The sequence below is a fragment of the Psychrobacter sp. 16-MNA-CIBAN-0192 genome (assembly GCF_040309565.1).
Taxonomy (GTDB): Bacteria; Pseudomonadota; Gammaproteobacteria; order Pseudomonadales; family Moraxellaceae; genus Psychrobacter.
The window spans coordinates 1-271 of sequence record NZ_JBEOOX010000267.1; the positions used below are offsets into that span (position 1 = coordinate 1).

General features: G+C 49.4%; 1 pseudogene. It reads left to right on the top strand.

The window, feature by feature from the left end:
- Positions 1–271 (top strand): annotated as a pseudogene (glmM, locus tag AAEY78_RS13200) (phosphoglucosamine mutase); the annotation flags it as partial.

Below are 271 nucleotides of genomic sequence, written 5' to 3' on the forward strand. Positions count from 1 at the left end.
GTATTGGTTGGTAAAGATACCCGCAGTAGCGGTTATATGTTTGAATCGGCTATGCAGGCTGGGCTATCAGCTGCGGGCGTAAACGTGGCACTCGTTGGCCCTATGCCAACGCCAGCGGTGGCGTATTTAGCCTCGACCTTTAGAGCGGATGCGGGGGTAGTGATTAGTGCATCACATAATCCTTTTTATGATAACGGCATTAAGTTTTTCTCCAATGATGGCACTAAGCTAAATGATGAGCAGGAGCTCGCCATTGAAGCGCTGTTAGAGC